The organism is Aneurinibacillus tyrosinisolvens (assembly GCF_001015055.1).
Taxonomy (GTDB): Bacteria; Bacillota; Bacilli; order Aneurinibacillales; family Aneurinibacillaceae; genus Aneurinibacillus_A; species Aneurinibacillus_A tyrosinisolvens.
The window spans coordinates 1-5,409 of record NZ_BBWZ01000092.1 but is presented as its reverse complement, the minus strand read 5'-3'; the positions used below and the strand labels follow the sequence as shown (position 1 = coordinate 5,409).

Here is a 5,409-nt window from a genome sequence, read left to right as displayed (position 1 = left end):
CCGCCCTATATCCGGTTTGTAATAACGAGAATTCAGATAATACATTCCGGTTTCGTCATCATAGAAATAGCTCGCATAACGGAAAGGGTTTTCTGTTTTTAACAGTTTTCCATCCCCTGTTGTTGCTGTTCCGGATGAACTAACTGGATTTCCGAATGCATCATAGGAGTAGGTAACCACCTGGACTCCGTTCTTATCCCTTAACCCAATAACATCACCATGAGCATTGAGTACGTAAAAATAATTAACAGGTGCGCTCCCTGTATAATCTGTGAGAGTGAGCAAGCGGCCATAAGCATCCCGGGTAAAGCTGTACTGTACTTTATTTGTGTCATCCGTGATGTAAGCCAAATCACCAGCATTGTAGTAATATCGTTCGGTTTGTCCCCCACTGACCTTCTTTGTCCGCTGTCCGCCATAGTTATACTCATACAGAGCAATGGTCGTTCCTGCTGAGTTTTTAACCGAGGCGAGCTGGTCCTCTGCATTGTACCCAAAAGTCTTACTTCCGTCAAAAGTGAGGTTTCCGTTCGCATCATACGACAAGTTCGTACCATCAATGACCGTCATTTGGTTGGCTTTGTCGTGTGCATAATTAACGGTGGTTGCACCTTTTACTATATAATCACGATTCCCTAATACATCATAATGATACGTTACTTCAGACAGTACTGTTCCTAAAGCATTTGTATGTTTTTCATAGGTTAGCTGATCGGATAAGTCATAATCATAACTATCCTTTGAACCATCCATGTGAGTAACTAGCTTTTGATTGCCATTTTCATCATACGTATAGCTGTCATTTTGAAGGATAGTACCATCTGTTTCTTCCTGCCTTATGTGCTCAATCATACCTGCAGCATTATAATCATAGTACGTCATATAACCGCGAGCACCGTCAGAAACATAGACCTTCTTCAATTGGCCTGCTTCATTATACATGTAGGCAGCTGTTTGATTGTTTGTCCCATCCATTTTAGTTAAGCGGCCGGACTGATCATACTCATATTTTACATTCCCTGAAATAGGTTACCATTATTATCGTACTGATAATCCCATGTTGTAGTATCTCCTGTATAGGAAGTAGACTGCACCTGGTCTTGAGAATCATAATTATGGTGAACTGTTTTGCCGTTAGGATATACTGCATCGGTTAAATTTCCATTTGGATCATAAGTAAAGGATGTTACTTTTCCATTTTGGTCTGTATCCTTTACGATTTGATTACGCTCATTAAAGTCTCGGAAAATACTTCCAATGACAGACCATGTGTTGTTGCTTTGATAATCGATTTGTTTAAGGTTGTCATTGTTATCGTACTTATAATTAATCCCGAGTTTTGTTGCATTTTCAGCATATTTAACGCGATCTAAATCATCATATCCAAATACTTCATAGCTGCCCGATTTTGCATAATCAATCCGTCCAACATTTCCCCGTGCATCTGGCTGAAATGTAGTTGTAAATCCTAATGGATTGGTAATCGAAGTAATGTAATTCCCTTTTGGATCATAGCCAATCTTATATGCTATCGCACTTGATTGGAGACGTACCGCATCGAAATAAACGGTTCCTGTTGTTTTTCCATTCGTCCCAACGCCGATTCTCATTTTTAGCGCACCAGCATTAATCGCTTTGGCTTCCGCTTCCGTTAGGGTAACCATGACACGGGTCCAATCCGTTGTACCGGATACCGTTTTACTGTCTTTTTCCCCTACATATACATCATTACTGTCATAAAGATTAACTTTAAGGAGACCGCCGCCTTGCGTTACATCCTTTGCTTTAACCATTGCTGTCGCCGTATAGGCAGCCCCTGACCGAATCGGCTCAGAATACCCCTGGTTATAAACCGCCCAGCTTCCGGAATTAGCGATCGATACAGCCGAATTCCCAACATAGGCCGTTTCCTTTCCCTGCACCCATTGCATATCTGCAATAGTGCCATCTGCTTTTAGTGGCTGCCAGCCATCAGGATTTTTAGTATTATCAATGTCGTATTCAAAACTTGAGTTTGGTTCAATATTATAAGCACTCATTAATGCATTCGGCATACCGAGAACGCGGACTTTGACATCGTCAAACCAGGCCGTTCCTGTTTGGTTCATATATTTAACATACACACCCAGGCGCTTGTAGTTTTTCTTTAATACAACCGTTCGCTCCTGATACTCCCAGTCATGATCTGCCTTTGTAAACGATTTGCCAAACCAATCGGTTGTTCCATCGTCATAATCGGCACGGAGAATGACCATGTAGTCCGCTCCCGTCGCGCTTACCCCTCTTGCTTTGGACCAGCCAGAGAATGAAATGGCCGTATCAGCATTCCCGGAAATTTGGATATCTTGTCCAAAATACTTCGTGTCAGGGGACCCATTAATAACAACGGATTGAGTTCCTTCATGGGCTTCCGTATTGTCCGAGCCATCACTATTTGCAATGGTACCTAAAGCAAGATTCCAATCTTTTGGTCTGCCATCATCAAGAGGCTCGCCTTCAAAGCCGTCATTTACAACTAAACTCTGATCATTTGTAAACCTTCCCTCTTCCATTTGAAGATTATCAAACCAGGCTGTACCATTAGTAACAGTAATAGTCATACGTGCATAGTTCGCTTTTAGCGGTGAGATCGCGCGGGACCCTTTTCGATTCCATCCTGTCGTCCCTTTTGCGCCCGTTAAGTTTCCTGTTGTACTGATATAGCCCGTGCTTGTTTGATCACTATACCAGTCTACCTTTACGCTTGCATTCCCAATTACATTCGAAAGACGTTCAAACAAACTAATGTTATACATCGTGCTTTCTGTAACCGGAAGGTAAGGGGAAATCAAGACAGCAGAATCAGTAGAGGAGGTAGAACTCATTTGTATAGAGGAATTCCCACTTACATAATCCGAACTTTTTGCTATCGAGCCTGTTCCTCCATTACTCCAATGGTACGGTAATGTAGTCGACCAGTCTTCAAACCCACTGTTTACAATAAAGTTATCCCCAATACTAATAGGTGATGTTGTTTGAGTCACGTTCCCGGAAGCGTCATTTTCATTAACGATAGCGGTACCCAGAGAATTTAAAGAGGAAGTTGTGTTGTTTTTTCCATCATAATGAGCCTTCTCTGTCTCTCCACTTGGACCCGTTTCTTGGATAAGATTACTTTTACTATCCCATTTAAATATGGAATCTTCACTTGCATTTGTATTTGTGACTTTTTCTAAATTCCCATGATTCTCATAGGAAAACAACGTTTCGATTGTCCTGCCATCCTTTTGGCTATTCAAACGATTATTATCCCAGGTATAATCGGTTTCAATGTTCTTTTTGCCATAATCTCGAATAACAGATTCAACGTTACCGTTTCCATTGGTAATAAATCGAGTAATGATTCCTTTTGGATCGGTCACATCGGTTATAAAACCGTCACCGTTTGTTTGGTAACCATAATCCGTTGTGTAGGTCTGCGCTACTCCATTAACCGTCACTTTTTCTGATACCTTATCTACACGGTCAGTCGTATAATAACTAACACTTAATTGGTCCCCGTTCAAATCAGTAACAGAAGTAATATTATGGTAACCATCGTATCCATACGTCACTTTCCTTAAAGTTGCTCCCGTGGTCTTATTTAATGTAGCAACAGACTCTAAGTCGCCAGATGTCGTATATGTGTATTTAACGGTCTGAATCTCATTTCCCGTGAGGCTATCCAGCTTCCCGTTTACGTAATTAAATGTTACGAGACGTCCAGAAGCATCTGTAACTTTGGCAAGGAGGCCGCTCGTATTATATGATAAATCAGTTACATTCCCATTCGAATCGATAACGGCCTCCAACCGGCCGTTTGTTGTGTCAAAATAGTATTCGTTTTGAGCTTTATCTTTAAGAATATAAAAGGCTGGCGAGGTGCTGGTTGCGGCCTGATACTTTAAGGTCAAATCTACTCCCTGCGGGGCTTCCCACATACCATCTGCTCCGTCTTTTTCGGTAAAGGTGTGTTTGGTTCCATCTTCATCCGTAAAAACGATAACCTTACTATTATAAGCAGCCTGGAAGCTTAAAGACATTCCCACATTATATTGCCAACCATAACCAAAAGCAGGATTGATGGAAGCAGCACGAGAGTTATAACTACGCGTCACTTCAATGGGGATCCCTTTTCCGGGTAGTGAAACATCTTCTGCCTGAAAAAGCAAGTTCCCGTTTTTAACATTTACATTCCCGGCATTCGTCCAGAAATCTTCGTCTCCTGTTGGATCAACGGTGTAGTTAATCACCAGTTTCGGGTTAACCGAGGGATCACCATTTTCTTGTGAACTGAATCCCCGCGGTTGGTGGTTTCATCTCTTGCCTTTAGCATAAACCCATAATTTGCATACTTAGCGTTATACCAATCTTTTACGAGACTTGATACATCAAAAGGCCATGCTCCCATTGTCGTGTTGGCGATACTTCCAACCGCAGTTGTATCATAGGATGGCTGGTTGCTCCACGTAAGGGATGTATCTGACCAAGCAGATAATACACGGTGAACGTCAATCGCTGTGTCTGTATTTGTCTGTGAAGTAATTTGATTCAATTGTAACTGTGCAGACTGAACATTCGCACCACTAGGGATGGAAGGCAGGTTGAACCACAAAAATGCACGACTCGTTCCATAGACCGAATTGTTTCCAGTTGTTAAAAAAGTTTTGGCATACTCTGGAGTCGTCGGGTAATTTGCCGCGGTAAATGTATCCTTTACTTGCGCGCTATCCTCACTCCAGAACGTGACCGTAGGATCAATAGTAACTGGAAATGCACGGCTTGGGTCTTTTAACCAATCTTGATCAAGTGTAATATCGAGATACCACTGCTTGCCTTCCTGACGAATAGATGATGTTACGTTCTCTGTTAGGGCTTCTTTGCTATCTGTAGCATACGGTTTGGTGGATCTGAATCGTTCTACCTCTTGCTTGTCATAAAAACCAATGCTGCCATCTTTATGTGCTTTAGGTGTAAGCCCCTGCAACTTCATTGCGAAGGTAAAGGTATTTGGAGCAGAATTATCGGAAAGAGTGATGTCCTCCTTCATTCCTGTGGAGAGTACCGTATACTGCATATCAACCGAAGGATAGATTTTCTGATATGTAATTTTATTTCCTTTCGGTATCCCTGTTGTTAGTTCAGTATTTTGTGGAATAAATTCAATTGAATTGTCCTTCCATCGAATACGGCTAACTGCCTGATTCTTTAGGTTTTTGGCAAAAAACGTTTCGATGTTATTGGAGCCATTCTTAAAAGGTAGAGAGGATACTTCCGAAGAGGGAACAATGGTATTATTAATTTCTTCCCATTTTCCATGTTTGTTTTTCCAGTGGATCGGCTGGGAAAAAATTTCGGCTGTGATACTGCCATCGGGGTTAAGAAACTCTT

The 5,409-nt window shown here is 41.7% G+C and carries 3 protein-coding genes; all 3 read right to left on the bottom strand.

Annotated features, from left to right (window positions below):
* Positions 1-975: RHS repeat domain-containing protein (locus MBEAL2_RS28255; RefSeq protein ID WP_304511131.1), on the bottom strand; the 975-nt coding region annotated here is incomplete at its 3' end.
* 35 nt (positions 976-1,010) lie between these two features.
* On the bottom strand, positions 1,011-4,271 hold the full coding sequence (locus tag MBEAL2_RS28250; protein WP_047155520.1) for a DUF6531 domain-containing protein: 3,261 nt from the start codon (positions 4,269-4,271) through the stop codon (positions 1,011-1,013).
* The coding region (locus MBEAL2_RS28245) for a DNRLRE domain-containing protein (RefSeq protein WP_047155519.1) at positions 4,268-5,409 on the bottom strand (1,142 nt) is incomplete at its 5' end. The genes MBEAL2_RS28250 and MBEAL2_RS28245, both read right to left, overlap by 4 nt.